This window comes from Tateyamaria omphalii (assembly GCF_001969365.1).
Lineage (GTDB): Bacteria > Pseudomonadota > Alphaproteobacteria > Rhodobacterales > Rhodobacteraceae > Tateyamaria > Tateyamaria omphalii_A.
On the sequence record NZ_CP019312.1, the window covers coordinates 1,988,293 to 2,015,255 of the forward strand.

The 26,963-nt window shown below is 60.4% G+C and carries 23 protein-coding genes, 1 tRNA gene and 1 pseudogene; 5 read left to right on the forward strand and 20 right to left on the reverse strand.

What is annotated here, in order from left to right:
- Positions 1 to 5: 5 nt before the first annotated feature.
- Together BWR18_RS09925 and BWR18_RS09930 are read right to left on the reverse strand one after the other, a co-directional pair.
- Positions 6 to 1,214 (reverse strand): pyridoxal-phosphate-dependent aminotransferase family protein, encoded by a 1,209-nt coding sequence (locus tag BWR18_RS09925; RefSeq protein WP_076627871.1) that lies wholly within the window; start codon positions 1,212 to 1,214, stop codon positions 6 to 8.
- A gap of 78 nt (positions 1,215 to 1,292) precedes the next feature.
- A complete protein-coding gene (locus BWR18_RS09930; protein WP_076627873.1) occupies positions 1,293 to 1,961 on the reverse strand; it encodes a TIGR04283 family arsenosugar biosynthesis glycosyltransferase in 669 nt (222 codons plus the stop codon).
- A 66-nt stretch (positions 1,962 to 2,027) separates the two neighbouring features.
- On the opposite strand from BWR18_RS09930, the gene ygfZ reads away from it, so the two are divergent.
- Entirely contained in the window at positions 2,028 to 2,765 is a 738-nt protein-coding gene (ygfZ, locus tag BWR18_RS09935; protein WP_076627874.1) for a CAF17-like 4Fe-4S cluster assembly/insertion protein YgfZ, read from the forward strand.
- A 15-nt stretch (positions 2,766 to 2,780) separates the two neighbouring features.
- Here the strand turns inward: ygfZ and BWR18_RS09940 are convergent, their stop codons facing one another.
- The 3 genes from BWR18_RS09940 to efp form a co-directional block, all read right to left on the reverse strand.
- The gene (locus BWR18_RS09940) at positions 2,781 to 3,857 is read right to left on the reverse strand and encodes a class I SAM-dependent methyltransferase (RefSeq protein WP_076627876.1); all 1,077 of its coding nucleotides are present in this window, start codon (positions 3,855 to 3,857) and stop codon (positions 2,781 to 2,783) included.
- Positions 3,858 to 4,054: 197 nt separating this feature from the next.
- Positions 4,055 to 4,516: a GNAT family N-acetyltransferase gene (locus tag BWR18_RS09945; RefSeq protein ID WP_076630240.1), complete on the reverse strand. Its 462-nt coding sequence runs from the start codon at positions 4,514 to 4,516 to the stop codon at positions 4,055 to 4,057.
- A gap of 707 nt (positions 4,517 to 5,223) precedes the next feature.
- Positions 5,224 to 5,787 (reverse strand): elongation factor P, encoded by a 564-nt coding sequence (gene efp, locus BWR18_RS09950; protein WP_076627878.1) that lies wholly within the window; start codon positions 5,785 to 5,787, stop codon positions 5,224 to 5,226.
- 220 nt (positions 5,788 to 6,007) lie between these two features.
- Here efp and BWR18_RS09955 point away from each other — a divergent pair, with 220 nt between their 5' ends.
- Positions 6,008 to 6,328, forward strand: coding sequence for a DUF6280 family protein (locus BWR18_RS09955; protein WP_039684470.1), 321 nt, complete (start codon positions 6,008 to 6,010; stop codon positions 6,326 to 6,328).
- Between the two features lie 51 nt (positions 6,329 to 6,379).
- On the opposite strand, the gene BWR18_RS09960 is transcribed toward BWR18_RS09955, so the two are convergent.
- The 4 genes from BWR18_RS09960 to BWR18_RS09975 form a co-directional block, all read right to left on the reverse strand.
- Positions 6,380 to 6,964, reverse strand: a complete 585-nt coding sequence (locus BWR18_RS09960; RefSeq protein ID WP_076627879.1) for a cobalamin biosynthesis protein CobQ — start codon at positions 6,962 to 6,964, stop codon at positions 6,380 to 6,382.
- A gap of 34 nt (positions 6,965 to 6,998) precedes the next feature.
- Positions 6,999 to 7,859: a hypothetical protein gene (locus BWR18_RS09965; RefSeq protein ID WP_157598693.1), complete on the reverse strand. Its 861-nt coding sequence runs from the start codon at positions 7,857 to 7,859 to the stop codon at positions 6,999 to 7,001.
- A gap of 75 nt (positions 7,860 to 7,934) precedes the next feature.
- Complete coding sequence (locus BWR18_RS09970; RefSeq protein WP_254684833.1) at positions 7,935 to 9,326, reverse strand: TolC family outer membrane protein; 1,392 nt, start codon at positions 9,324 to 9,326, stop codon at positions 7,935 to 7,937.
- 93 nt (positions 9,327 to 9,419) lie between these two features.
- The gene (locus BWR18_RS09975; protein ID WP_076627885.1) at positions 9,420 to 10,073 is read right to left on the reverse strand and encodes a protein-L-isoaspartate O-methyltransferase family protein; all 654 of its coding nucleotides are present in this window, start codon (positions 10,071 to 10,073) and stop codon (positions 9,420 to 9,422) included.
- Positions 10,074 to 10,238: 165 nt separating this feature from the next.
- Here BWR18_RS09975 and BWR18_RS09980 point away from each other — a divergent pair.
- Positions 10,239 to 10,312, forward strand: a tRNA-Cys gene (locus BWR18_RS09980).
- Between the two features lie 1,251 nt (positions 10,313 to 11,563).
- Here the strand turns inward: BWR18_RS09980 and BWR18_RS09985 are convergent.
- On the reverse strand, positions 11,564 to 12,988 hold the full coding sequence (locus tag BWR18_RS09985) for an MFS transporter (protein WP_076627887.1): 1,425 nt from the start codon (positions 12,986 to 12,988) through the stop codon (positions 11,564 to 11,566).
- A gap of 112 nt (positions 12,989 to 13,100) precedes the next feature.
- Here BWR18_RS09985 and BWR18_RS09990 point away from each other — a divergent pair, with 112 nt between their 5' ends.
- Complete coding sequence (locus tag BWR18_RS09990; protein ID WP_076627889.1) at positions 13,101 to 13,541, forward strand: RrF2 family transcriptional regulator; 441 nt, start codon at positions 13,101 to 13,103, stop codon at positions 13,539 to 13,541.
- A 149-nt stretch (positions 13,542 to 13,690) separates the two neighbouring features.
- Positions 13,691 to 14,701: an ABC transporter ATP-binding protein gene (locus BWR18_RS09995; protein ID WP_076627891.1), complete on the forward strand. Its 1,011-nt coding sequence runs from the start codon at positions 13,691 to 13,693 to the stop codon at positions 14,699 to 14,701.
- Here the strand turns inward: BWR18_RS09995 and BWR18_RS10000 are convergent.
- From BWR18_RS10000 to BWR18_RS10040, 10 genes and pseudogenes are all read right to left on the reverse strand, one after another.
- Positions 14,698 to 16,389 (reverse strand): ABC transporter permease, encoded by a 1,692-nt coding sequence (locus BWR18_RS10000; protein ID WP_076627893.1) that lies wholly within the window; start codon positions 16,387 to 16,389, stop codon positions 14,698 to 14,700. The genes BWR18_RS09995 and BWR18_RS10000 overlap by 4 nt on opposite strands.
- Positions 16,389 to 17,369: an ABC transporter substrate-binding protein gene (locus BWR18_RS10005; protein WP_076627895.1), complete on the reverse strand. Its 981-nt coding sequence runs from the start codon at positions 17,367 to 17,369 to the stop codon at positions 16,389 to 16,391. The genes BWR18_RS10000 and BWR18_RS10005 overlap by 1 nt, the downstream gene beginning before the upstream one ends.
- Positions 17,370 to 17,627: 258 nt before the next feature.
- Positions 17,628 to 17,792: a hypothetical protein gene (locus BWR18_RS21625; RefSeq protein WP_157598694.1), complete on the reverse strand. Its 165-nt coding sequence runs from the start codon at positions 17,790 to 17,792 to the stop codon at positions 17,628 to 17,630.
- Positions 17,793 to 18,146: 354 nt separating this feature from the next.
- Positions 18,147 to 18,476 (reverse strand): DMT family transporter, encoded by a 330-nt coding sequence (locus BWR18_RS10015; RefSeq protein WP_076627899.1) that lies wholly within the window; start codon positions 18,474 to 18,476, stop codon positions 18,147 to 18,149.
- A complete protein-coding gene (locus tag BWR18_RS21630; protein WP_157598695.1) occupies positions 18,476 to 18,622 on the reverse strand; it encodes a hypothetical protein in 147 nt (48 codons plus the stop codon). The genes BWR18_RS10015 and BWR18_RS21630 overlap by 1 nt, the downstream gene beginning before the upstream one ends.
- Before the next feature lie 291 nt (positions 18,623 to 18,913).
- A pseudogene (locus tag BWR18_RS10020) lies at positions 18,914 to 19,669 on the reverse strand (IS5 family transposase).
- 244 nt (positions 19,670 to 19,913) lie between these two features.
- The gene (locus tag BWR18_RS10025; RefSeq protein ID WP_083957677.1) at positions 19,914 to 23,138 is read right to left on the reverse strand and encodes an eCIS core domain-containing protein; all 3,225 of its coding nucleotides are present in this window, start codon (positions 23,136 to 23,138) and stop codon (positions 19,914 to 19,916) included.
- A gap of 11 nt (positions 23,139 to 23,149) precedes the next feature.
- Positions 23,150 to 23,344 (reverse strand): hypothetical protein, encoded by a 195-nt coding sequence (locus BWR18_RS10030; protein WP_076627902.1) that lies wholly within the window; start codon positions 23,342 to 23,344, stop codon positions 23,150 to 23,152.
- A gap of 25 nt (positions 23,345 to 23,369) precedes the next feature.
- The gene (locus tag BWR18_RS10035) at positions 23,370 to 24,869 is read right to left on the reverse strand and encodes an eCIS core domain-containing protein (protein ID WP_083957678.1); all 1,500 of its coding nucleotides are present in this window, start codon (positions 24,867 to 24,869) and stop codon (positions 23,370 to 23,372) included.
- Positions 24,870 to 24,879: 10 nt separating this feature from the next.
- The gene (locus tag BWR18_RS10040; RefSeq protein WP_076627906.1) at positions 24,880 to 26,961 is read right to left on the reverse strand and encodes an ATP-binding protein; all 2,082 of its coding nucleotides are present in this window, start codon (positions 26,959 to 26,961) and stop codon (positions 24,880 to 24,882) included.
- Positions 26,962 to 26,963: the final 2 nt, after the last annotated feature.

Genomic DNA, 26,963 nt, shown 5'->3' on the forward strand with positions numbered 1-26,963 from the left:
AGAGCCTAGACCTTGGCAATCTCCGCTGCAGCGGCTCCAAGCGCATCGCGCCCGTGGGGCACGCCCAGCGCCGTCAGACCGGCCTCGATCCCGCCCAGCAGCCCCATGATCATTTGCCCGTTCACATGACCCATATGGCCCAGCCGGAAAAACCCGTGCCAGGCCGGATCGCCGGGCGGCGCCATGCCCAGGCCGATGCCCAGGGTCAGGCCCAGGCGCGCCTCCGTCCAATCACGCAGCGCGGTGGCCTGCGGCGCCTCAAGCCGCAGCGCCGTGACGGCGCAGCTGCGATGCGCAGGCTCCGCCACGTTCAACTCCAGCGGCCCCTCGGCCCCCCAGGCATGGCAGGCGACCCAGATGGCGCGCGCCAGCCTCTCGTGGCGGGTCCAGATCGTCTCCATCCCCTCGGCATGGATCATGTCGAGCGCCGTGCGCAGGCCGTACAGGTGGTGCGTCGGCGCGGTCCCGTTCCAGTACATGAAAAACTCGTCCGGGTTGGCGCGCGGCGCCCAGTCCCAATAACGACTGACACGCGGCATGGCACGGCGTACCGCATCGGCCTTGTCGTTGAAAAACACGAAACACATGCCGGGCGGCACCATTAGCCCCTTCTGGCACCCTGCCACCATCACATCGACGCCCCAGCCGTCCATCTCGAAGCGGTCACAGCCCAGCGAGGCGATGCAATCCGCCATCAAAAGCGCCGGATGGCCCACGTCGTCCAGCACAGCGCGCAGGGCCGCCACGTCATTGCGGACAGAGGTCGAGGTGTCCACATGCACCGCCAGCACCGCCTTGATCCGGTGCGCGGAATCAGCGCGCAGGGCATCTGCGATCTGCTCGAGGTCCCAGGGCTCACGCTTGCCATGATCCATGATCTGCGGGGTCGCACCCAGCCCCTGGGCCATCTCGGCCCAGCCGTGGGCAAAACGGCCCGTGGCAGGCACCAGAACAGTGTCGCCCTCCGCCACCGTATTGGCAAGGGCCGCCTCCCACGCCGCATGCCCGTTGCCGATATACATGGCCACATGGCCCTCCGTCCGGGCCACCCGGCGCAGGTCCGGCACAAGGCTGGCGGCAATGTCGACAATCTCGCCCGCATAGATGTTGGGCGCGGCCCGGTGCATGGCCTGCAAGACAGCATCCGGCATGACAGACGGGCCCGGAATGGCCAAGTATTCACGCCCGCCGACTTGTTTGCCAGATGATGTCATGGAATGCTCTCCGCCGTGTTCAATACCGCGCACACTAGCGCCGCCCGAAGCGGCGTCAATCGCGGCACGGGCACATGGCTACCGGCGATAGCTCTCGGCCAGCCTCTCGGGACTGACGCCCACAAAATAGCGCATGAGCGTCCACAAATTGCGCGCCCCGCGGCGCAGCCAGCCCTGCCGGCGGTACTTCTCTGCGCTGGTCACCGCCGCCGCATCCAAGGGCACAAGGTCCCCACGCAGCGCACGCGCCATCGCCACATCCTCCATCAACGGAATGTCCGGATAGCCCCCGACGCGGGCGTAGTGATCACGCCGGATTAAAAGCCCCTGATCGCCATACGGCAAGCCGAACAGCCGCGCTCGCAGGTTGGCCCACCCGGCAACGAACTTGCCCCCACGATCAAAGCCCAGCCTGAAATACGCAGCCTGCCCACGGCCCAGATGCACACCCACAGCCGCTGTCCAGCCGTGGGCCAGACACGTGTCGGCGTGAAGCACCAGAAACCACTCTGCCCGCGCCGCCGCCGCCCCGCGGCGCAACTGCCCGCCGCGCGACGCAGCACCTGTCACGATCTGCGCCCCCCACGCATCGGCCAAGGCTACAGTCCCGTCCTCCGATCCGCCATCACTCACGATCAGCTCCGCGATCAACCCCGCATCGACCCCCTCCATCAACGCCTCAAGACACGCGCCAAGCGCCTTTTCGGCATTCAGGGTCGGCACAATGACAGAGATGGGTGCAGGCACGTCAGGCCCCTTTCGGTTGGTCCTCGGGCTGCTATATGACAAGGGATGCCCGCGAAAGGAACTCCCATGACCCACCGTCATATCTTCCGCCTCTCCGGCCCCGACACGCACGACTTCCTGCAAGGGCTCGTGACCAACGATGTGGACGGGCTGAAAGACGGGCTGGTCTATGCCGCACTCCTGACACCGCAGGGCAAATACATGGCCGACTTCTTCCTGGTGCCGGACGGGGACGCGGTGCTGCTCGACGCGCATGGGGATCAGGCCGACATGCTGCGGCAGCGGCTCAGCATGTACAAACTGCGCGCCAAAGTCACGCTGGAGGACACGCAGCTGCACCTGCACCGCGGGCTGGGCGATGCACCAACCGACGGGTTCGCCGACCCACGGCACAGCGCGATGGGCTGGCGGGCCTACCGCGACCACCCCCAGACGGATGATACCACCGACTGGACCGCGCTGCGCGTCACGCACATGATCCCCGAAACCGGGATCGAGCTCACACCCGACACCTTCATCCTCGAAGCGCATTTCGAAGGGTTGAACGGCGTCGATTTCCGCAAGGGTTGCTATGTGGGCCAGGAAGTCACCGCACGGATGAAGCACAAGACGACGCTGCGCAAAGGGCTCGCACCCGTACGGGTCGAGGGCGACGCGAATCCGGGAACGGAACTCAAGGCCGGGGACAAACCCGCAGGAACGCTCCTGTCACGCTCCGGCGACCGGGCCATCGCCTATCTGCGGTTCGACCGGGCACAGGGCGATTTGCAGGCAGGCGCGGCCACCGTCACCCGCACGGACTGAAGCGAACCTGCCGCGTTAACCCACCAGCTTGATAAACAACGCCGACCCCATGACAAAAGACGTGGCAATCTGGTCCTGCCGCGCATTCAAATACGCGTCGCCCACGACCTTCGGCCCATCCCCATAGGGCCAGACATAATCATCCAGCACAATCCATCCGCCGGGCTTGACCATGGAACACCAGGCATCGACATCGGCCCTGACGGCCGCCTCGCTATGATTGCCGTCGATATGAAGCACCGAAATCTCGCCGGAATAGTCCACGGCGCCAAACTCCGGGCTCTCGATCTGCCGCGACGCCGCATAGACCGGTGCCGCATCAACCGACGCGTGGCGGAGATAGTTCAACCGGCCCTGCGCGTAGGGCAGCAGGTTGACCAGGAAAATCTCGAAGGCACTCGCTGGATCAACATCGACCGCATCCACCAGACCCTCCGCATCGTTCTGAACGATGTTTTCCATGTCCCACGGATCGACACACAGAACCGGGCCAACGGCATTCAATTGCGCAAGCTGCGCCAGCAGGAATGCGGATTTCCCCCACCAGCTGCCAATCTCGACTACGTCACCGCGCGGGGCGGACTGAAAAATGGAAAACAGCGCACGCGTCTTGTCGTGGTCGCACATGCCCGGAATGGCTTCCAAATGGTGATAAACGGCGGCCAGCTTGAACACCGGCGGCAGGTCGCGGGCGTGCGGAACAAACAAAGGGGCGTCGACATCTGACAGGCTTTGCGCAAACGTATTAGAGGCTTTGTACGTGTCCTCCAACTCGCGCATCGGATGAGAGTTGACCAGGCTCACATCCGGCAGCACGCGCGGCAGCGCCGCCTCAAGCATTTCCCAGACAACCGCGTTCGGCGTGTAGATTGAACTGACCGAATGCGCCTCCACCACGCCCTGCAGCGACGTCAGAAAGTCCGGGTCCGTCACGTAAGGAAGGAAGGCCCAGGCACCGTACTGCGGCTTGGCCGGATCGTGGTTCAGGGACGACGCCCCCACAACGGCACGGCCATCTCGTTCCGCTTGCTTCGCATAGGCCAGCGAGTGCGGCATGCCCGCAGGAAAAACGAGCGTCTTGTTCAAGGTCATATTGCTATCCTGTTGGCTGGCACCCCGGAGGCGCAGTCACAGGTGATGGTTAGTGCATCCCGCGCCCCGGGTCCATTGCGGCACTGCAAACGCACTCGAGTTGTGAGGATGGCACCTTGCGACACGCGACCAACACGGCCTGGGAAAAGTGCCAAAGCTGGCCTGTCCGAAGACAGGTCAACATGACCGAGGTTGGTCTATACAAGCGACTTCCAGAAGACGATTTTGTCATCTCCCGCCGCCCAGAAATCCCGGATGCGGGCCGCCTCGGTATAGCCGTTATTGCAATGAAACGCGCGTGTCTGCGCAAACGCATCCGTTCCTGACGTGTCAGCGATCAGGATACGCTGCCCCCGCTCCCTGAGCGTCGCCTCAAGACGCTTTGTGATCGCCGCGCCACAACCGCCCCCCTGCTCTGTTGGCAGAACCGCAATCGCAAGCATGTTCCATGTCCCATCCGCAAGCGGCTCCGGCACCGCATAGCAGAAGCCGACCGGCCTGCCCGCTGCTTCGCATGTCAGCCAGATATCAACGCTCTCGTCATGTGACAGGAACCCTTGCACCATATCCGGCAGCATCTCACTCGGGAAAAGCCCGGTGTCGTTCAAAACCACCTGCAAGGGGGCGATATCGGAGTGCTGCGTCGCCCTTATTTTCATGGGTCTTTGATCATTTTTCATGTCATCCCACGCGCGAAACCGCTTGATGTGTCAGGCGGCTGCGCCCGGACCATTGTCATAATTGCCATGATGTCGTGAACGTCTGCGAACCGAGCCTGCCGGCGCGCCTGACATCACGTGCGCAGGCGCCCTCTGGCTTGGTTGCCCAGTCGTTCCGGGCCTCGTGGCTTCCTGCATGTGTAAACATAAAATCTCCGCCGCCTGATCTGAATCCCGCGCGTATGACAGCAATACCGATAGGGCTGGCGTCCAGCAAGGCTTGGACGGTTTGGGACAAATTGACCAGCCTCCTCAGCCACATCCTGTACGGTTGTCGTAGCAGTCACCACGCCCGATGACATTCACAGCGCCCGACCAAAAAACCACCGATGCGCGGGTACTGACGCAATGTTATGTCTCTCGAATTAACCGCATTTGCCGGTTGGGTCGCGCCTTGCGGGCTAAAATGCGCAGTTTCGTCGCCAGATAGTGCAGGTTCCAGAAATAAGCGGGATTTGAGAGGGTTTTAACCCGGGCAAATGTGCAGTTTTTTGGGGGGGGTTCGACGTCTTGAGCACCCGTCTGCGGGATCATTTGGCCGGGTTGATGCGGCGTGCGCCCTTGATCTTGTCCCTGTGCAACACCCCGCCATGCGCAGGACGCAAAGCGAGGTCATTCAGATGTGACCGTAACAGCGGCGTGCTTGATCAGGCGCGTTCGGCGTATTCCATGGTCTCGGTGTTGACCACGATATCCTCATCCTGGCCCACAAAGGGCGGCACCATGACCTTGACCCCGTTGTCCAGGATCGCAGGCTTAAACGAATTGGCCGCCGTTTGTCCTTTGACCACCGGTTCCGTCTCCACGATCTTGCAGGTGACCTTTTGCGGGACGGTCGCGTTCAGCGCCTCTTCGTCGTAGAACTCCACCACGATGGTCATGCCGTCCTGTAGGAACGGGCGGCGGTCACCCAGCAGCTCTGCGGGCAGTTCGATCTGCTCGTAGGTGTCTGCGTCCATAAACACCAGCATGCCGTCATTTTCATAGAGGAATTGCTGGTCTTTCTGCTCCAAACGCACGCGCTCGACCTTGTCGGCGCTGCGAAAGCGTTCATTCAATTTGGAACCATTGCGCAGGTTGCGCAGTTCCACCTGTGCAAAGGCGCCGCCTTTGCCGGGTTTGACATGATCTACCTTCACGGCGGCCCAAAGGCCGTCATTGTGCTCAAGCACGTTTCCGGGGCGGATCTCGTTTCCGTTAATTTTAGGCATGTGGCAAAACCATGGCGAAAGGTTGATGAAAAGTTGATGCTCCCTATATCTCGCGTGGGATGCCCCGGCAAGACAACGAAATGCAGTGCTGCATACGCAGCAGGCTATGCGCTGATTGCAAGGGTGCCATGCAGAAACGGGGTATCCGAATCGGCTGTGTTCGTCCATAACGAGCGCCACGCCGAAAAAGACAAGAGCAAGAATAAAGGAAGGACGACGAATGAAAGATTTCGTTGACGGCACGGCCTTTAACAATGAACAAGGCAATCGTGCACGCAAACTTTTCGCAGCCGTTGTGTTGGCTGCACTCGACGATGCCATCGCCGATGACAAGAAATATGGCAACGGGCCTGAGCAGATTGCCCGCTGGGCACGGTCGCGCGATGGGCGTGAAGTGCTGAGCTGTGCAGGTATCGACCCGAACGAACGTGTGGTCGAAGGGCTTATGGAATTTGTCGGTAAGGGTGTCCGCACGTCGGTCGCGCTGAGCCGCGAAGAGTCCGAGCGCCGCAATGCCGCTCAACAGGCCGAGGCTGCCTGATCAAACAATTGCTGCCTTAAGGAAAGCGCGCCCTCCGGGGCGCGTTTTCTTTTACCCCGGGCTGTCGACAAAGAAGAACAGCCATTGCCGGACAACCCAGAACTCGGCGAGCAGCAGAAGTACAACAAGCCCGCTCCCCCAGACTGGCAACGCCCTACGCCACAGGACCACTGCCGCCACGGTCGCAATGGACGCCTCGATCGGGGCCACCAAAGCGGCACCATGGCTCCTGTCCCAGTAGCTGACCGGGCTTTCAAACACCCAGTAACTGAACGGCCAGAAGTGCGGTCTCCCATCATCGTGGTGCAGCGGAAAATCCAATGCTAGATGCACAAGGGCCGCGCCTGTCAGTGCAATCGCCCAGCCAGACTTGCGCCAGACAGCAATGGCGCACAGCACACCCCAAACGAAAAATGAGTTGTCGATGGCAAAAACGGTTTGCCAAGCGCCTGAGAAATAGAGGTCGTTGAAAACGACACTTGGCGGAATCCCAAGGATGTAGAGCGATACGCCGGCCATCAGATACAGTGACAGATCAGGCATAAGGCCACCGGCGAAGGCAGCCACCAGAATGCGTTGATCCGCACTCTTCCCGAAGGCAGCGGCACCAATCAGCAAATGTGCGGGTGTGTTCACGAAAGTTCAGACAGGCGACACATGCCGCCCCGCCCTATTCGAGATCTTGCGCCGCAAGCGCCCGGTGAATTTCGCGCCGGACCAGCTTGCGCACGTTGCGCGTGATGCGTTCGCCAAGCGCGCCTTGCAGCTCCTCGCGCACGATGTCGCTGACCAAATCGCGCAGCGCGTCTTCATCCAGAACATCTTCATCCGTCGAAAATATCTGGGTTTCGTCGATATGGTTGCCGACTGGTTCTGCATCGGCTTCATGTGTTTCCGCTGCTTCGGCGACGTCGCCCGCATCTTCCCATTCAAGTGTTGGCGGTTCAGTACCTGCATTCTCGCCATCACCAGCCATGTCCGGTTCAAATTCTTCGGTCTGCCCAGCAATGAGCGTTTCCAGGGCGGCGATCTTATCGCTTAGCGGTGTCGGAGCAGTGCCTGCGCTGATCTTGGCCGGTTCTGATACTTCATCTTCCTCTACACCGACATCAGCGAATGCATCCTGAATGGACATCAACGTATCCTGCTCAAGGTCAACGGTGTCCAACGTAATGGACGTTTCACCGCCCTCAGGCTGTGTTGGCGTCACATCATCTGCATCGTCTTGCGCATCCTCTGCGGGATGATCCTCCCACGGCGCTTGCAAGACTTCTGCCTCAGGGGGCGCATCGGACGCATCATATTCCGTTTGAAACACATCATCATCGTCCAAATCGGGCTGCAGTTCTGCGTCAGGCTCGGCCTGCTCATCTGCGACCTCTTCCATGACACGCAACGCGGGCGTCAACACCAGACGGTCTGTGCGCGTCGGCGCTTCATTCTCCGGTTCCGGACGGTTGTCGTCAGACACCAAACGGCGAATGGACGCCAAAACGTCCTCCACCTCGGTGTTGGTCATTGGATCAGACATGTTTCATGTACCACTCTTAGCCTCGCGCCAACTGTACCGCGCGGGTGAGAGTCGCACAATACTGTGCTGAAAAGTCTAATCGTCTACTTGCAGGGCACGCAGCACGCGGTCTAATTGCTGGCCTTGTCTGGACCGTTTGACCGGTCCGTCCTTGACCAGATTGTAGTAGGCGGCGGGATCGTACAGCTGCACAGGCAGCTTCAGGCGTTGCGCCGTCAACAACCCCATGGCTTCGAGCACGGCATAGGCGGCGATATACTGGTCCGCCTGCGCCGAGATGCGGTTCGATTCCGCATCCAGCAGGTCCTGTTCTGCGTCCAGTACATCAAGCGTGGTGCGTGCACCCAACGTCGCCTCTTCGCGAACGCCCTGAAAGGCGACGCGTGCTGCGCGGATCTGCCTTTCGGATGCAGCAAGGCTGGCGCGCGCGGCGTTGTAGTCTGAAATTGCGTCCACAACATCCTGTTGCACGTCGTGCCGCACGTTGTGCAGATTTCCACGGGCCGCATCCCTGTTGGCGATGGCCTGCCGTTCGAGGGCCGTCAATCGGCCACCCTGGTAGATGGGCCCCGTCACATTGAGGCCAATCACACCCTGTTCGGTGCTGTCTTCGCCGCCGATCTCTTCTTCGATACTCAAGCTTCCGCTCAGCGAAACGACCGGCAACATATCTTTGGAGGCGGCATTGACCAACAACTCGTTTACCGACACCTGACGCCGTGCTGTTTCCATTTCCGGATGACTGCGCACAGCCACGGCCTGAGCGGCTTCGATCCGGGTTTCGGTCCGCGGAAGCGCAGGCAAACCCGCGAGACGGCCAGGCTGCCGACCAACCACGTTCGCATACTCGGCTTGCGCCTGGATCAGATTTCGTTCCGCATCCGCGAGATTGCTGCGGGCCTGGGCAACAGCGGCTTCTGCAAGCGACACGTCGGTGCGCGTCACTTCCCCCACCTCGAAGCGGTCATTGGCGGCGCGCAATTCCTGTTGCAACAGACGCAAGTTGTTTTGGCTGAGCGCGACAAAGTTTTCCTGTCGGCCCACGTTGAAAAATGCGGATGCCGCGCGCAGCAATAGCGCCTGCTCGACGTTCAGCAGAGACGCGCGGGTCGCAAGCACAGTCTCCTTAAGCGCTTCGACCCGTGCCGCGTCCGCTCCGAAATCGTAAAGCTGCCAAGAGGCCGTCAAATCCAATGAGATCGTCGTCGTGTCGATCGAACGCGTCAATCCGCCGGTCGACGAGGACGTCGTGTCCCCAAAAACCTGAGACAGGTCGCTGGACCAGTTGATGATCGGACGCAGGGCGGCCAGCGCAATCGGAACATCCTCATCGGCGGCGCGCAGAAGCGCGCGGTTCTGTTGCAACAGTCCGCTGTGCGTGTATGCCCCGATCAAAGCATCCGCCAGAGTATCTGCTGTCGCCCGTGTGCCACCGAAGCTGAAACTGACAGCTGTTGCGAGTCCCAATGCCCAGGCAGTCGTTTTCAGAAATCCGCGTCCTGTATTCGTCTTCATTGCCACCTGCCCCTTGTTGATCCGCCCGACCGAAGCCTTTTTTGGTCAAAGTGTGAATGCGTTATGTTTCTCAAATCCCGGCAAGACTGGTGCGCCCGCATTGAAGGCGCGTCGCCACGACACAGCTCCATCCGTTTTGTAGCCAACACGCACCTCACCAAGCGCCCCGTCCATGAAGAGGCACGCAATCCGGCCACCGTCCTTGAGTTGCGCAAGGAGTGCATCCGGCACGTGAGCCACGCCACCCTCAATCACAATTACGTCGTAGGGACCATGCTCTGCCGCGCCATCCTTGAGGGGTTCGACATGGGTGATAACATTGTCGATGCTGGCGGACATCAGCGCGTCTTGCGCCTCGGACGACATCGTTTCGTTGTCTTCGAGAGCGACGACCGCCTGGGCCATGTGCGCGATGACAGCAGCCGAATAGCCCAGGGCCGCGCCGACATCGAGCACCAGCTCATCCGGGGAAATGTCCAGAGCATCCAGCATTTTCGCCAACGTCCGAGGTTCAAGGATGACGCGCCCGTCATCAAGATCTAGGTTCTCACCCAGATAGGCCGTCTCTCGCAAGGCGGCAGGAACAAAGTCTTCGCGCTTTACGGATAGCATAGCATCAATAATTGGAAACTTGGTGACGTCAGATGGCCGGACCTGCGTGTCCACCATCATTGTGCGCCGGGTCGAGAAGTCGGGCATTACAGCTAAACTCTTTGGTTCAGATTCTTCTCCACAGGTGTGCCACAGTCCGCGCGCTTGGGCAACGCGGCAGGTATGCCTTGCGGCAATATTCCCGGTAGGTCCGAATTTAACAGCCTTGCACGCACCATTCGAATGAGCTATCGCCCCGATCACACCACGGATGGCGAGTTGGCGGAGTGGTGACGCAGCGGATTGCAAATCCGTGTACACCGGTTCGATTCCGGTACTCGCCTCCAACAAATTCAAAGAAACCAGTGGTTTAGGAAATTGCAGAATTGCAAGTTTCCTTCGGATGCGTCGATCCTGATTGGCTTCAAGCTACATTCTAAAAAAATCACATCCTGATTTTGGGATTTGAGTAGGGTGGATATTTCGATCCCACAGCTTTTGCGGCTGCTGTCAAGATGACAGTGCTTTGGACAGTGTAAGACTAGGTGACACTCTATCTTCACTGATAGAAACCCGCCAAGAAATGCCAGAAACTCTTACTTCGAATCCCGCTTAAGCCTTTGATAATAAACGCAAAGAGACGTCTCTTTGTTAAAAAGCACCTAAGTCCAATTCGGTGGGAGGATTAGCTATGGCCAAGCTCAACAAGCGCCAAAAACAGCATCAGGGACAAAGGTCTACCTAGTACATCGTCAGATTCAAAGATGGGGACTGCAACGTAAGGGACAAGCAATTTCCGCGGCGTTACCAAGCAGAGGCTTTCATGATGAGCTTTCTGAAGCCATTAAGGCTGGCAAGTGCGCGGCAACTGCGAACGTACCCTTTCGTGATCTGGCGGACAAGCTCTTGGAAGCGTCTCGGATTTCTTCGTGCCCTCTTGCGAATGAAACGCGTCAGAAAAGTCGCGGTCAGGCTCTTCACTGGCTCGTCTGGCCACCAACGTGTTGATGCGTATTTCCTTCGCACACTTGAGGTACCAGTCCCCCCTTTAGACAAGCAGCGAGAGATCGCAGCAAAAGCAAAGGCCCGTGTTGAGAAATCTGAACAGCTCTAGAATGAGCTGGCGTAGAATGCTCCGCGCATACTTCGCATACACCGGCTGCCAGGACTGACACAAAGTAACAATCCGCCTGGCTTGAGATCATCAAACACGCACGCAAAAACCTCTGCCTGTGGGATATCAAATCGGGTTTGCAGAAACGTCGCCTGGATGAGGTCAAATGCTCCGGCGGGAAACGACGCAGTCAGGTCGCGACGCGCAAGTGAGATGCTGTCTCTGACTTAGCGCCGCGCGGCGTTTACGCCTCCAGTATCCGAGGCAGGCTGCGCAATGTCGATTGCGCAGGCATCCTAGCCCTGTCGTGCTAACCAGACTGCATCGTCTCCTTTGGCGCATTCCAAGTCCAGCGCGAGGTCCGGCAAACGCCCATACGCAAAGCGTTTGAGGATGACAGATGGCACACCACTCGTTCCGTAACTGGCATCGCAATATCTGGCATCCTAAAACGCCAGCGGGGATGGTTCGGGGGTTGGTTTCATCATGTCGCCCTTCGTGCGTGCAAAACTGCGCCAAGCACGCAAAGCAGACTGGCCAGAGCAAAGACAATGGCGGGAAAAATCAATGCTGTTGCCGCGGCCTGCCCTGTTGTTTCCTGCACGCTGCTCCCGAAATACAGACTGCCGACGATGGCGATACTCAGCGCAATGCCGATCTGTTGCCCGGTTTGGATAAGGCCCGACGCTGCGCCTGCGCTATCGTTCGGCGCGAGCGCCAACGTATTGGACACAAGAGCCACGTTGCCTAAGCCCATACCCAATCCGATCAGCGACAAGGGCGGGACAAGAATGCGGGCGCTGATGTCATTTCCAACGGTCCAAAATGCCAGGATGATCAGAACAATACCGCCGCAGACCAGCAGCGATCCGAGGACTGGAAGGGTCCACGGGTTTGATGGTGTAACCCGTCCCGCAATAGATGCCCCCGCCACGGCCAAAACGGGATGCGCGGCAAGAGCAACTGCTACTGCGCCGGGCGAGAGCTTCGGTCCGGCTTGCAGCGCGACGGCCAATGTAAAAGGAACACCGGCGATACCGCAAAATATCAATAGGATCATCGCGGCCCCCGTCAGAAATGGGATGGACTGCAGCAAGGCGCGCGGCAACAGCGGCTCGACCCGATCAGACACCTTGTGCAACTGGGCATGAGCGACGTAAGCAAGCAGCAGAACACTGGCTGGGATCAGAACATTGATCCAGAGTGGCCACCCGAGTGTCCGCCCCTGCGCCACCCCAAAGACCAAGCCCGTGACGGCCAATGCGACCAATATCGCGTGCCGCACATCGAGTGATTTCGATGATCTCTGATTGTCGCGTGGGAGAAACAGCGCAACGATCACCACCGACGCCAAACAAGGTGGTATCGCCAGCAGGAACGCAATGCGCCATCCCAGACCAAAGGGATCTAGCGACAGGACAGCTCCGCCGATGATCGGACCGGCGACGGCCCCCAATGCGCTGATCATCGCAAAATAGCCAACGGCGCGCCGTCTTTCTTCGGGGGGCAAGATCACTTGTGTGAGGGCCAGAACTTGCGGCATCATCGTCGCCGCCCCGATCCCCTGGAGGGTCCGTGCCACGATCAGAATGCGGATACCGTCGGCTGTTCCAGCCACCAGCCCGCCTGCTGCAAAGGCGGACACGCCAAACAGGAACAAACGTCGACGGCCAAGCACATCCCCAAAGCGCCCAAGGGGAAGAAGCAACGCCGCGAGAGGAACCAGATAGGCCAGCAAGATCCATTGCGATTGGGATCCGGTCGCTTCAAGATCCTTTGCGATGCTCGGGACCGCGAGATTGACCACTGTGACATCCAAGAGTGAAACGAACGCTGCGAGCAGAAGCGCCCAGACGACCGCCCATTGCGGTCGTTTTGCGGAAATTGGTTCAGCAGACAGGACTGACATCACTAAGCTCCGGGCTATGCGTTTCTCGTGAGCTTAAATGTCACGAGAGAACGCTTGTCAACCTTTCGTGCCTGCAATTGTCACGAGAGACCGTTTCAGCTAAGCATGTGGTATGAGAACCGACAACCGGCTCCCGAGGGTGCTGCACATATTGCTTCATCTCGATGAGATCGACGCGCCCGTCACATCTGACCGTATGGGCGAGATGTTCGGCATGGATCCCTCTTTGGTTCGGCGCACCATGGGCGGGCTGCGCAAACATGGATTGGTGGCATCTATCAAAGGGCACGGCGGCGGCTGGCATCTGCAGCGGCCCACAACTGAGATCAGCCTGATGGACGTTTACACGGCACTTGGATCGCCGAACGTGTTTGCCATCGGGGTGCCCGAGCCGTCCTCTCCCTGTCTTCTTGAGCATGCGGCAAGCAAGGCCACACAAACTGCGCTCAGCACCGCAAGGAGTGTATTCGAACAAGAACTCAGAAGTGTTTCCGTATCGGATCTGGCTCAGGATGCAGAGTTTTTGAAAGCACCTCACGGGCTTCAAAAATAGTGAACTCCGCTGCCGTTTCGCATTTGCAAGAGTGGACATCGGCCAGCGACACAGGCTTGGTCGCAGACTGATCCCTCTTTACCCCAGTATGCTATGATCTGAGGAGCAACGCTCTGCCACTCTTTCGTTAAAGATGATACCTGACAGTCATGAGCATAACGGTCGAATCGCTGCGCAAATCCTTTGGAGCGCACTCGGCGTTGGATGGGATCTCGTTCGAAGTCCCAAAGAACGCTTTTTTCTGCGTCGTGGGGCCGTCAGGCTGCGGAAAAAGCACCCTTTTGCGGGCCATTGCCGGGTTAGAAAGTCCGGATGAGGGGCGCATCGCGCTGGACGGAAGGACCGTATGCGACGGACACACTGACATTCCATCCGAAGAGCGGCAGGTGGGCGTCGTCTTTCAATCCTACGCCCTCTGGCCGCATCTGAGTGTGGCTCGCAACGTGTCGTTTCCCTATGAGGCCAAAGGGACGGGTCGGGCTAAGGCGCTGCGCCTGGCTTCGGAGCATCTGGAGACGGTTGCCTTGAGCGACTATGCTGATCGCCGGCCCGACGCCCTGTCAGGTGGCCAACGCCAACGGGTGGCGTTGGCGCGGTGTCTCGCAGGCGATACGCGCACAATCCTGATGGATGAGCCGTTGGCAAATCTCGATCCGCATCTGCGCCACACGATGGAGGGAGAGTTGCGCGCATTCCACGACCGGTCTGGCGTGACAACGCTGTTCATCACGCATGACCAGCGCGAGGCCATGGCGCTCGCCGACATTATGGCTGTCATGGAGAACGGCCGGTTTCTTCAACTGGGTACGCCTCAGGACATCTATGATCGTCCAGCGAACGCGCGCGTGGCGCGGTTTATTGGTCGCGGGGCAATTGTCGGGGCGGATGTCTCGGGTCGCGAAGCGCGAATTTTGGGCCAGACCGTGCCTGTTGAGGGGGCGGGCGGGCACATGGTCTTTGTACGTCCGCGCAACGTGACGCCCGATCCAGACGGCGCGAGGATGACGATCCGAACCATTTCCTATCGCGGTGGGCACTGGGAGGCAGTCGCCTTCGACACCGAAGCGCAGATCGAGGTGATGCTCGACCTCCCTTACTCGGCCCATGTGGGCGACGAGATCGGCCTGCGTTTTACCGGCGGTTGGGTGCTGCCGGCCTAGAGCCGCCACGGCACCACGCCCGGCGGCGCATGGCGGCCCAGCCAATCGAGCGCGCCCATCAGGAACACTGTGGCAACCACAGTGACCGCGGACATCGCTGACGCCAACGTCGTATAGCCGCCGTCTTCATAGTTGAAGATTGTTGTCCCAATCGTCTCGGTCCCGCTGGACCACAGGAGGGCTGAGACGGTGACTTCGTTATAGGCGGTGAGAAACACGAGGATCGCACCCGAGACAGCAGCAGGCAACACCAGCGGGAACGTAATCCGCACCAGGCGGCGGATGTAACCGGCACCCGCAGTGCGTGCCGCCTCGTCAAGTGCCGGGTCGAGCTGCAGAGTGGCCGCGGTGACCGGTTTGAGCGCAATGGCGAAGAAAGCGCAGAGATAAGCGAGCAGGATGATCCACAACGTGTTGTAGATCGACACACCGATCAGCGGCAGCGGCTTAATAAACGCCAGAATGAACGCCACCGAGATCACGAGCCCCGGAATGGCATAGGTCATTTCAGCAACAGCACTCAGGCCAGTTCCAAACCGTCGCGTGGCCCGCGTCCGCGCGGCGGCGTAGCGGGCGACGAGCATCGCAAAACCTGCCAGCAGGACAGCGGTGCAGGCCGCAATGAAGGTTGAATTCAAAAAGGCACGAGCCGTGACGGACTGGCGGAACAGGATTTCAGCAAAGTTGGACAATGTCGCCGTCTCGGCATTGAGCCGCACGCCGTAGGTTGGCACGAGTGCCGTCGTGAACAGTGCCGTGATGGGCAGGACCAGTGTCGCTAAAACGGTTGCCGCCAATATACCCTCAACAATAGGTCTCGCGCGGCCAAGTCGAATATCCAGGGACGGCTGTGGCGGGCCAATCAGCGCGTTGCGGCGACGGGACGAAAGCCAGAGCTGAAACACCACGGCCGCCACGGCGATGACAGCAACAAGAGCGGCGATCACGGCCATATCCGTCAGGACCGATGGGCCAAAGCTGGCAAGCCGCTGCCATATCAGCACCGGCAAAGTCGTGTACCTCGCCGGAATACCCAAAAGTGCCGGAATGCCAAAATTGCCAAGGGCCGAGACAAAGGCCAGCGCGTAGCCCGCAATAAGTGTCGGCGCCAGAAGTGGCACCACGATGCGACGCAGCATCTGGCCCGCCCGTGCCCCCGACACACGGGCCGCATCCGACATCTCCCGCGGCAGGCTCCGCAAGGCGGCAAGAACGACAAGAAAGACGAGCGGAGCATGTTGGATCCCAAGAAGCAGGATCACCCCTTCGCGTGAATATAGCGGGTGGGTCGTGCCCAAAGGCGGCGCAAGGCCAAGCGTTTGAAGCAATGGAGAGGATGGCCCAAGCGCCTGTATCCAGGCAATCGCTGTCACATGGGGCGGAACCATCATGGGGATCAGGAACAGAAAGGCAAATGTACCCTTCCCGCGCACGTCGGTGAGCCCAAGTATGAGCGCCACGCCCGTACCCGCCACCAGTGCCAAAAGCGCCGACAAGCCTGAGCTTTCCAGCGAATTCCATAGCGCGCGGGGAACCGCGCGGGTGTCCAGTGCTGCAAGGATCGGCGCGACGCCATCGCGAAAGGCGACCTGCCCCAAAAGCCCCAGTGGGAATACGAACAGGATCAGAACAATGCAAACGACAACGGCGAGGGTGGCCCCCTCGCCGCGTTCAAGATGTTGGGGCATCAGCCGCCGAAGATGTCAACAAACTTCGCTTTGTTTGCCGCGTCTTCCGCCAATGCGCGGGCCGGGTCAAAGTCGAGAAGTTTGATATCGGACAGAGCCGGGAAACCCTCCGGCGGTGTGATTGCAGGGTGCGCGGGCAGATATCCCATGTCGGCCGCAAGCTGCTGGCCTTCGGGCGAGATCAGGAAATCGACGAACGCCTTGGCGGCAGTCGGATTTTGGGCCGTCGACAGAATCGCAACCGGTTCTGTCACGGCGCTGACGCCTTCCTCTGGAAACACAAACTCAACAGGCGCGCCTTCGAGCTTGTTCCGGATCGGAAGGAAGTCGACGACAAACCCATAGAGCTTTTCGCCGCCCGCGATAGCCCGATACGTACCACCGTTGCCGCCCTGGGGGTTCGCCCCCTGCTCGGCAAGCCCTTCATAAAGGTCCCAGCCAAGGTCAGGGTTGCCTGTAATCGCAGCCATGTGGATCGTGGCCGCACCCGAGGTCAGCGGCGACGGCATCGCCAACATATCCTTGGCCTCGGGCCTGAGCAGATCCTTGTAGGACGTCGGCACCATGGGCGCATTGGTGTTGTAAACAATGCCCGTGGTGATCAGTTTGGTCGAGAAATAATGCCGCTCGGGATCCATCAGCGACGGATCATAGGCCGAGACGTCTGCCTCTGTATGCGGCATCAGACGGCCCTCTGCCTCCAACCCTTCCATGGTGACCATATCCGCGATCAGAAGGACGTCCGGTTGCGGTGCTCCTGCTTCAAACTCCGCACGCAACTTGGCCATAACCTTGGTTGTGCCATCGCGGATCCACTCGATTTCGACCTCGGGGTATTTGGCCGTAAATGCATCGACTGTCTGCTGCGCGTCGGCGTTCGGTTGAGAGGTATACAGAACCAGTTTGCCGGACACGTCAGCCGCGAGGGCAACCGTGCCGAAAAGAACCGCTGCGCTGGCGAGAAAAAGAGATTTGATCATGGTCGTCCCCGATTGATTTAACTTAGGCGAGATACACGGCGATTATGACGAACGGGTATCGGGAATGCGAACCCTGTGTAAATTGTAAGGATACCAACACTTGCACCATCTGCGGGTGGAAAGATTCAGATCCGTGCCAACGTTCATGATTTGTCACATTACCCAAACTCTTCTGGGCTTTCCCGGTGACGCTTGTAGCGCGGTCTTGCAAATTCAGAGCGTCAAACTCATGGAACCGACAGTCCGACCAAGATCCCATCAGAGTTTGCGCAGGTAGTCTGTCGCGATTTGATTGTTGTTTGAGCCGACACTGCCGCGCGTAATGTTGGACATGAGATAGCGCCGGTCTTTCTGTTTCATGGTCGAACGCTGCCTGGTTTGCACCGTCTCGTAAGCGCAGACCACGGAGAGACCAACTGTCATGATCCAAACCTCGCCTCTGCAATATGCCCTGTCACACCATTGATGTAACAAACGCATGCCAGCCGATGCCGCGGCGCCGCATCTCTTCGACTTGTGCTTGCAGTCTTGCCGATTGCCTGTCGATCACTTCGGAGGTTGCCGCCCTTGGCTCAGCAGGATTTTGTGGTTTTCTGCCACGAGTTCCTCAAGTGTCACCCGTGCCTCTTCCAGTGCGTCCCGTGTTTCGATCGTTCTCACGCCAACTGCGATACAGGTATCGTACACATTCACCCCCGACGCGGTCAGGAGAGCACTAGTTTGATCAGCGGATTTGTCGCAAAATGAACATGTCAACATCTTGGTAGTATTTTTTTTTCAGTGAATTTCCGTCTTTGATAGCGTTTTGATCACAACAACTCCGGCGACGATCTGCAAGACGCCTACCCAACCGGCAAAGTCGAGCGATTGACGAAAGATCACGACACCGACAATGGTCAACAAAGCGGTGCCTGCGCTGGCGCAGATCGCATAGGCGACAGCCAATTGAAGGGTCCGAAGGGTCACTTCGAGAAAGTACAGCGCAACGATAAATCCGACTACAGCCACAAGCGATGAGCCCAGTTTTGAAGACCCGTCAGAGGCTTTCAGTGCAGTGCGGCCAACAATTTTGGCCACAATCGCGAAGCCAAGATGGGTCCAGTCCATCACTGCCACCACGTCCCGGTCAGATGAACAATCGCAGAACCAAAATCTTCCGCCAGTGCCTCGACAACATTGGTCGGTGCGCCGACTTGACCAAACTGTACTTGCAGTGCGGCCCGGTTGATCAGCGCGACCAGAACCCATGTCATCTTTGTCTACTGGTTCGTATCCAGTGACGGAACTCGGGCGACGACAAGCTGCTCAACTTCATGAAAAACGTGTGCGTAGCCGCGCGCCCTAAGCCAGGCGAACCTGGGATCATGCAAAGCGAGAGCCTCAGCGATGGTAGAGAAGCGACCTGCATCGCTGGCGTGGCGCATCAAAAGCGTGCGGACGGCGTGCCCTTAGACGTCTCGATGTCGTTGGAATCCCATTCGGCGTCCTGAACGAGGGTGAGAGATGTGTCGAGTTCCCGCGTTAGCGCCTGGGCTCATTGAGTTTCACAGCCAGTAGATGACGAGTGCCGCCAGCGCGATGGCCGACAAGAACACCTTTGGACAGCGGTCGTAGCGGGTTGCCACACGCCGCCAGTCCTTCAACCTGCCGAACGTGCTTCCGATCCGGTTGCGCCGCCGGTACCGGCGCTTGTCATATCTGACGGTTGCATTGCGCTGCTTTCGGCCCGGGATACAGGCGCGTATCCCCTCGCCTTTCAAAGCTTATCGAAACCAGTCGGCGGCATAACCTCAATCCCCGAGGCGCCAATAGACACTTGGCACGCTGTTCAGAAGCGCCCGCGCGCCGATGTCGTCGCTGACCTGACCGGCGATGACAAACAGGTTGCGCGGGCGTCCTTGGCTGTCGCAGATGGCATGCAGCTTGGTGTTCATCCCACCTTTTGTGCGCCCGATCAGGCGCCCGCATCCCCTTTTGACCCCCATGCTGGTCGCTGTTCGGTGGGCCTTGAAATAGGTCGCGTCGATCATGACTGTCTGCTGTTCGCCGTGCTCGGCGGCCAGACCGGCCATCATCCGTGCGAAGATGCCCTTGTCGCTCCACCGTTTCCAACGGTTGCAAAGCGTTTTGTGCGGTCCACGGGCAGAAGGGGTATCGCGCCACCCTAAGCCAGTGCGATTGAAGAAGATCATCCCACTCAACACGCGCCTATCATCAACGCGCGGCTTGCCGTGGGACTTGGCAAAGAAAGGCCCAAGACGCGCCATCTGCGCGTCGCTCGACCGAAAAAGATCAGACATTTTCACCGCTCGATTTTCGAACCGTGAACCACGCCGCTAAGTGAAAATCAACGGGTCCTGACCCTAGGAAACGAGCCGAAACCGTCCCGTTGGTGCTGACTTTAGACACCTGAGAGATGGCTAAAATACTGGTCTGATGCAGCAGCCCCATTTCTGTTCATTTCTCCCCGTGTTCTGGGTGATCCCATTGACGACTTGAAGCCGGTCGCTTCGATCAAGATCACGAGGGTGAGAAACCAGCACCTCAAGGCACCAGTCGGTCGCCGAACATCATGTAGGGAATCCCGGCCTGCCGCAGGGCATTCGCCAACTCAGCCGAGGGCGGCGCATTGCCGAAGACCCAGACCGGCCGGTAGTTTGTTGTCCCAAAGTTCATCAGGAACGCGTCGTTGGTGACCTGTTGGCTCAAGCTGGATGACAACGGTACCTCACGCAATGCCGCCGTCCCGCCCCCGGTCGGAGATATCCAGCGCAAATAGTTCTTTGCCTCGTAGGACAAGGTATTGCCGAACATTGGCTGTCGCACATCGGGAAAGCGCATTTGGCCGGTAACGGGCGTCCGCAATCCGCTGCCACCTCGCTGCGCGAGCGGCCCAGCGGCCTCGGTCACAAAGTCCTCCAGTTGGGCCCCTCGGACCTGCCCAGGTCGGGCGGCTCCGCTGGGCGCACGACGCATCTGGTTGACGGTCTGAGTTGTCACCCCCGGTCGGGGATTGAGGAATACCTCATGCCAGCTTGGCATCCCTTCGGGCAGCGGTCCGACAGCGATCTGCCGCTGGCCAAGATCAATCCGCGGCACCTGGCCGGGGGCAAGATCGCCCATATAGATCGGAATGTCCGAACGCACTGGCGGCAAGTCCGGAACAACGACGCCTTCCGGGGTTACCAGCCATCGTGGTCCGGCGAATTCCGGGGTCGCAACACCTTCGGGCGACACGACGAATTGTCGGCCTGTTGCCCCCTCTCCGAATCCGCTGACATCCGAAAAATCAAATTCCGATCGGGGCAAGGCCGGTGCAGACGTCTCCCCCGGCGGCAGTGCCAGCCGGGGCGGATCGCCCGGTGGCAATCGCAGGGGGCCGGGCAGGTCGGGACTGCCGCTGCCTGCTGTCAATATCGGATAAGAACCGGTCGTGTTTGGCGTACTGGCGGCCGCACCGGCCGGCGGGTCGACGATCACCGAGCCATTCCGGCCAAAGCGCACGGTGACAGGCCCTTGCGGTGTCTGCACCCGGGCCGTCGCGACCCGGTTTTGCATATCAACCATGACTTCGATGCTTTCTCCCGCACCATCTGCTGTCAGTCTTTGCGCGGTAAACCTCATAGTACCGGTCGCGTCATCCACCTGTGGTCGGGACCAAATCATGTCGGGTCGCAGCGCCTCGGATGACCCGCCCGCACCCCTTGGCGCAAGTGATGTTGTAGGCGCATCGGCAGCCCGCGCCGCACCTGCGGCCCGGATGGAATGCACCGCGCCAACACCGGTCAAACCCAGATCCACCACGCTCATCGCAATGTTGGCGAGCCCGCCTGCAATCATACTGCCCGCCGCCTGTTCCTGCGCTTCGCTGAACACACCAGCGCCGGTCCCGCGCATGATGTCGGTGCCCTCCATCAGCCCGGTGATCCCCTGTTCCAGTTGCGAGACGGCCAGCCCGACCCCGATCCCGACCCCCAGCGGGGCAAGCGGCGTAACCAACAGCAGCAAGGCCCCAATCCCAAGGATGGCTTCGAGGATGGCCCGGTCCTGCTTTTCCTGGGCCTTGGTCGCCTGGCTGGTGCGCATCATGATCCTGACATCCGCATCCACACCGCCGATCAGCGCCTGCACCATTTCTTGCAGCAGGAAGAAGTCATAGTCGCTTTCGTTCACGTCGGCCTTGAGGTCGCGCATCTGCTCTTGCCGAGAGCTGATTGCGCCCAAGATACGCCCCCTGATCTGCTCCCCATCCGCGCCGCTGCCGATTGTGTCCTCAACGATCACATTTGCGATCATGAGCTGCCGAATGAGATCGCCCATATCATTTGCCACAGGGCGTTCATGGGCCTCGCGCCCGGTGACCTGTTGCTGAAGGGCGCGGAATTGCGGCCGCGTCATGTCGATGGAATCCATAATGGAAGTCACACCCGGCCCTTGGAATGTGTCCCGCATCTGGCCTGTCGCCGTCTCGCCCGTCAGGGTCTGGCCCATGATCTCCGGCGGAACCCAGCCGCCATTCATGACATCCTCGACTGCAATCTGACGGGCGCGGAGGTGCAGAGGGACGCGCTCTTCCGCGAAGGGAGAAAAGCTGCGGTCATAATCCGGGATCGCCTTGACCGAATGACAGTGCTGGCAGCCACCATGCACCTCACCCCTGTTCACCGCCGCTGCAAACTCTCTCTCGCCAGGCGACGCCGTGGTCGCCCAAACCTCTGCCTGTTCGAGCATGTTGATCGGGCCGACATAGGGCCGCTCCATCGCACGATCGAGAAAGTTGAGGTGGTCGGAGGCAACCATGTCCGCCCTGACCCGTGTGTCGGGCATTCCGCGCACGTAGCCCGCCCATTGTTCCAGCGACTGGATGTTATGTTCCAGACGCATCGCCGCAAGCGTGCGCACCATAAGAGAGAAGCGGTCCCAGTCTTCTTTCAAAAGGTCATATTGCGCCCGCGCGATCCCGGAAACAGTGCGTGTGTCCGCTGTGCCCAGATCCGATGCAGCCTCGCCTTCCATGCGTCCGACCAGCACGCCCGTTTCGTCCAGACCGCGCCGCCCGATCACCCTGGCAAGAACCCGCCGTGTATGATCTGCACTGTCGGACAGCGTTGCGATGGAGATCCGGTTTTCGTCCAGCAGGTCTGCGGTGGTGGCCCCTGCCGCCGGGTCCCGCTTTTCGGCCTGTGCATCAGTGCGCAGCGCGCGCGCCTGTTCGCTTTCGTTTTCGGGCGGGGCGCGGCGAATGGCACCATGGCTGTCACCGAGCGCGATATGGGCCAGTTCATGTGCGAGAACGCGATCACCCCTTTGGGTCCCAGGTCGGACCGACGGGCCAAGCACGATCGAGCTATCAAAGGCAAAGGCGCTGGCCCCGACCTCTCTTGTGGCCGCCGCGGCGGCGGGGCCGGTGTGAAGGCGGATGTTGTCAAGATTGCTGCCATAGCGGTTTTCAAAACGCTGTTGATCCCCGCGCGCCAGCCTTTGCCCACCCGTTGCAGCCGCCGCCGCAGCGCAAGCCGGGCAAGTCCCGCCGCAAGCACAGTTCCTCGTATGCTGCGCGACGACTTCTGCCCGCCGTTCCTCGGGGGCATCATGGCGCCCGACTGGCGCCCCAGCGGCCCTAGGCAGCCCAAGCCGTTGCGCAGTCTGGTTTGCCAGGCGTGCTGGTCTGCCCTTGGGTGTACCGTGGGCCGCCTGCCCGCCGCGGCCGGTTTTGGCCCCGCTGTCTTTGGCGGCCATCTTTGTCGAAGACGCAGGTGTCGCAGACATCACAAACCTCCTTATGCGATCCCCTCGCCCCCAATCTCGGTAACGGCATTGGCAGCCACGTGCATGACGGCGATGCGGGTCGCTTCGGCAATGGCTTCGGCGAAGGGCCGCACATCGTCGGCTGCGACATTGTCGTAGACGTGAAGCAAGGCATTCAGCACCGCCTCTGTGGCGGCCTCATGGGCTTGGTCGGGGTTGATCGGCATGGGTGATCCTTTCACAGGTCGCGGGCTAGCCCATCGCGGTTTCGCCACCAGGTTGCGGGATGTCAGGAGTGATGCCCGAGCCGCGCACCGGTTCGACATCAGCGCCCGGGGCAATGGGCGGCGGTGTGGTCTGGATACCAGGCGCGTCGCGCGGCACGGGGAAATCTCCCACCTGGTTGTTCTGCAGCAGCCATTCGAACTCGCGACCCTGAGGCACGACAATGATCGTGTTGGCGGCCCCGCCCATTTGCGCTTGACCGTCCTGATCCGGCACAGGGGTCATCCCGTCGTTCAGACCGTAGGCATCGTGGATGCTGTCGCCGAAAGCCGCGTTGCCGACAAACCCGCTCGAGAATCCGAACAACCCGCGGATGGCGGCCCGTCCGCCCGGCGTCGGACCTGTCAGCAGCGTGCCGCTGGGCCGGGCAAAGCCCGTCGAACTGGGAAAGAGAGCACGGAGCCAGCCATTTTGTTGGACCAGATGCGCGCCGCGCTCTACCGGGGTCATCCCCTGAAGGGGGCCAAACTGTCCTTGCGGGAGGGTCTTTTGCCCAATCTCGTACAGAAGCCGCTCGCGCATCGGTAATTGACCGTAGGCAGCGTCGTTCTGGGCACCCTGCCGGAACCAGTTTGACAGTGCCCGCGTCGGTCCCGGAATACGGCCAATCAGGCGGAAGGTGCCGCCGGTGACGACCCCGATTGTTGCGCCGGTGAACCCGTCCACGACGTATGTGTCGACGCCCGAAAACTCGCCGCCATGCACATCCGAAATCCCCCGGAATGACATTGACCCGGCCGCCCCGGTCGCCCCCCATGACGCCATGACACTGAACCCCGCAGCGCGCACCCCGTTGTAAATCATCCCACCCGAGGCGAGCACGACGGCTTCTGCGATCATCTTACCGTAGTCGGCCACGTCCATGCTGGCCACCGTAGGGTCGCCTGGTGCAGGGGCATTGGCCACGTTGGGTTTGAGCAGGATGTAACCCCCGGCAATCACCATCGGGATCCAGAACCAGCCATAGACTGCGCCCGGATCCGCGGACAAAAGCGCTGAGCGTCCGTCCCAGTCGTGCGCCTGGCGTTCCAGCGCGCCCCGGGATTGCGGCGTGCCTGGAATTGCCGACTGGGCGGCGTGGATCAGTTCGTGGCGCAGAACCTCTTGCCGGGAGGGCGCGCCGGGCAATTTATGACCTTCCCCCAAGAAGACCCGTCCGGCATAGGAAAAGCCGAGCATCCCCATGTCGCGGGCGGCCGCATGGGACGCCGGGGTGTCATAGACGTCAATGCGCGGACCACCCGGCGTCAGCGCTCTGCGTTCCGAGGGCGGGCTCGTCATCGCGCCCTTCGCCTTGGCTGTGCCTTGGCTGACCGGTGTCAAACCCGCCCCGCGGCGCGCGGCCTGCAGCATTTGATTGCTTGACCCACCCGCACTTTGATTGCGTGCCCCTGCGCCCCGGGTCCGCAAGGCGCCGCCCATAGTGCGGGCCGCCCGGTCGGGTGATCTGCCGGAAAGCTTTTTCATCGCTCGCCCCCTACCCTGTCGCCTGCTGCACCAGCTTGAAGTGCTGCTTGAAGGCAGCAGCGGTCGGGGCGCGGCCTTGCTTGACCAATTGCCTTTCGACCGCCTTCAAAAGCGCCTGCATGGTAATCTTGGCACCAGGTTGCCCGGCGGTTCGAAGGGCGGCGTCCAGCGCGATATTCCGGATCTCGCCCCCGGTATTTTCGAAATTGCGCGCAAGAAAAGCAAAATCGACATCCCCGGCGAGCGGCACCTCAGGCGGGAACATCCCCGCCCACAATGTTTCGCGCAGAGCCGCGTCCGGCCTTGGAAAATCAATCACGAATTGGATGCGCCGGGAAAAGGCGGCGTCCAGCCCACGGGGCATGTTGGTCGTTAGGATGACGATCCCGTCGTGTCGTTCCATCTTTTGCAGGAGATAGGCACATTCGATATTGGCATAGCGATCGTGCGCCTCTTTGACCTCGGAGCGTTTGCCAAAAAGCGCATCGGCCTCGTCAAAGAAAAGGATCGCATTGGCCTCGCGGGCAGCGTTGAAGATCGCATCAAGGTTTTTTTCCGTTTCGCCGATGTACTTTGAGACAATGGCAGAGAGTTCGATGCGGTAAAGATCAAGCCCAAGTGCTTTGGCAATCACACTTGCCGCCATGCTTTTCCCGGTGCCAGAGGCACCGGTAAACATCGCAACCAGACCCCGGGCGGGCCCGAGCCGCCGCTGCATGTTCCAGGTTTCGTAGACCGTGCGCCTATGCCGCGTTGCAGTGATAAAGTCGTTGATCCGGTCCCGCACCGCCGGGGCCAACACGAGATCATCAAAGTCGTAACGGTCTGCGACCTGGGCGGCGCCCGCGCTGAAGGCGGCGCTAGATTGATCGCGCGCTGCTGCGTTCAATTGATCGGCTGTCAATCTGCGGTCTGATCCAGCCTGCGGGCAAAGCGCCTCAACCGCTGCCGCGATTGCGCCAAAGCGCAGGGCGAAAAGGTCGGCAGTGCTCCAGATCGCTTGGGCCTCTGCGTGTAGCCCGTGGCCTTGCAGGTGGAATTCCCAGGTGGCTTTACGCTCTGTAACGCTCAGCGCCGAGACAGGCACCGGCCTCGCCGTCGGGCAAAGCCGTTTCAAGCTGGCGGTTTGGTCCGTCAATAAAAGGGTTGGTACGTTCAAATCTGTCGCAAGTTGCAGCGCGTCGCGCAGCAAGAAGTCTGCGCTCAGCTCTGCAGCGGATTGCACCAGCAGCGCGCTGTCCGAGATGGCGGCCAGAACTACTGCCTGACGCAACGCCGCAGCCGGTCGCTCCCCACGCGCCAATGGCCGGGCATCGACAGTGAACACCGCCGCCACATGCTGGCTCAGTAGGTCGCGGGCATAAGTGGCGCGTCCAGATCCCGCCTCTCCGATCAGCCCGATCACTTGCTTGCCCAGATGGGCGGAGGCCGTTGCCAACTGGTCGGTGAAGCCTGCGCGGGGCGGCAGGCTCGGCATTCTGCATGCGGGAGCCTCATGCACTTGAACACCCTCCACAGCAACCGCATAGCTCAGCGGCGCCCCCATGAGATATGCTGCCAGCCCGTCCTCCAGCGCAAACCCCTCAGGCGCGCTATCGGGTACGTGCCCCAGCAGACCGAACCTACGCAGCTTGCCCTTGGCCCCGAGCATCCAGCGCGCCGGGTTTGTCGCGCCCCAATCCAACAGGCGCATAATGAGATCCACCGTCAGATAGGGCCGTCCGATATTGTCATTGAGATACGCAAAAAGTGGTGCGTACTTCGCGTCGAGATGCGGGGCGAGCGCGATGAGCAACACCTGCTCCTCGCCCACTGTCAGTCCGAGCCGCCGCACTAGACCTTTCCAGCGGTCTTGACGGGCCAGCGTTGCCATCGCAACAGGCCATTGCGTGGCGAGTTGTGCGCATAAAGGGCTTGCAGCAGCGGTCTCCTGCCTTGCCTTCAGCAGCGCATCAACCTGTGCATCGGATATGTAAAGTCCGCGAAACTCGTCTGCCGAAAGCTCAAATCGCGCCCGCAGGCGCAAGGCTGCCCGGTGCACCATCAGATCGAGGCACTTTAGCGCGTAGACAAAGGGGCCCTCGTCGGTCATCC